Source organism: Bradyrhizobium sp. AS23.2, from assembly GCF_001908185.1.
GTDB lineage: Bacteria > Pseudomonadota > Alphaproteobacteria > Rhizobiales > Xanthobacteraceae > Bradyrhizobium.
The window spans coordinates 1-1040 of record NZ_LGHM01000420.1 but is presented as its reverse complement, the minus strand read 5'-3'; the positions used below and the strand labels follow the sequence as shown (position 1 = coordinate 1040).

2 protein-coding genes are annotated in these 1040 nt (G+C 58.1%); one reads left to right on the top strand and one right to left on the bottom strand.

Annotated elements, in window-relative coordinates; genetic code table 11:
* Nucleotides 1-13: 13 nt before the first annotated feature.
* Entirely contained in the window at nt 14-397 is a 384-nt protein-coding gene (locus AC630_RS42640; RefSeq protein WP_083636644.1) for a YybH family protein, read from the bottom strand.
* Between the two features lie 239 nt (nt 398-636).
* On the opposite strand from AC630_RS42640, the gene AC630_RS42630 reads away from it, so the two are divergent.
* Nucleotides 637-891, top strand: coding sequence for a Cif family virulence factor (locus AC630_RS42630; protein WP_143198798.1), 255 nt, complete (start codon nt 637-639; stop codon nt 889-891).
* Nucleotides 892-1040 lie beyond the last annotated feature (149 nt).

The window sequence follows — 1040 nt, the reverse complement described above, 5'->3', positions numbered from 1 at the left end:
CTTGTTGCCCACTCTAGCCCGTCGGCATGTTATTCCAGATGTCGCGATGCGCGTGCCACTGGCCATCCCGACTTCGGAGCCAAACGAGAAGATACTTTACCTTCGCCTGCCCGGAGCTGAGTTTCAGATCGGCCTCGCCAATCTCGTAGGCGGTGTCGCCGGCGATCTCAAGGTCGATCGTCTTGAGAGTGGCGTCTATCAGCCCGAGTGCGTTCGCGTGCGTGCGCCAAAATTCCTCTATCGCCTTCCTCCCCGAAACAATCGGCGCATCGGGCGGCAGAACCTTGGCATCTTCGGTATAGAGCGCAGCCATACCGGCATAGTCCTTGCTGGCGGCGGCTGCACTAAACTTGCGATTTGCCTCGTCGATAACCTGTCGAACCTCATCAATGTTCATGATGATCCTCCCTCTGGAGCCGCGTCAAAGGTCCGCACCCCGCAAAGCCGGACAGCCGTCGGCCTCACTTATCGCGGCGGTCACGACCTATGGCGGGCTTGCCGTGTCTCAAGACATGCGCAACAGGCACAGCTTACTCCTCCGGCGGCTCGGCAGCCACTCGGCCCGGCAATAAATTTTGCCAGCCGCTGAAAACCGAGAGGGCGGTTTCGCCACGTGCGGCTCAGGGTGCGTTGAGATTGTCGTCGGACGTGGCGCAAACTACCGCAAATCTCATCGCACCCTTTCTGGAGGCGACTATGGATATTTCACAGGCGTTTGCCAATTTGAATTCCAGATTTGTCGAACTGGTCAACGGTCACGACGCTCATCGTCGGATGGCATTGTTCTCCGACGACGCTGTTCTCGTGCCGGCCGGACAGCCGACTGTAATCGGACGCGAAGTCGCGACCAAAATCTGGAACCATCTGGAGAAGCTGGTTAGCGCCGATTGAGCGAGAACAACGTCAGCGGAGCCGCCCGGCGGCTTCCGCAATGGGTCTTGGCTGTGTGAAAACGCCAAGACACTTGAGCGCGATAGAAGAAGTTATTCGTCCAAGACCAATTCAGCGCGAAAGCCCGCAAGCGCCTTCAACTTAGACGA

Excerpts from the sequence above, each read along its gene's own strand:
- AC630_RS42640 (WP_083636644.1), bottom strand. The coding sequence starts at position 397 with ATGAACATTGATGAGGTTCGACAGGTTATCGACGAGGCAAATCGCAAG.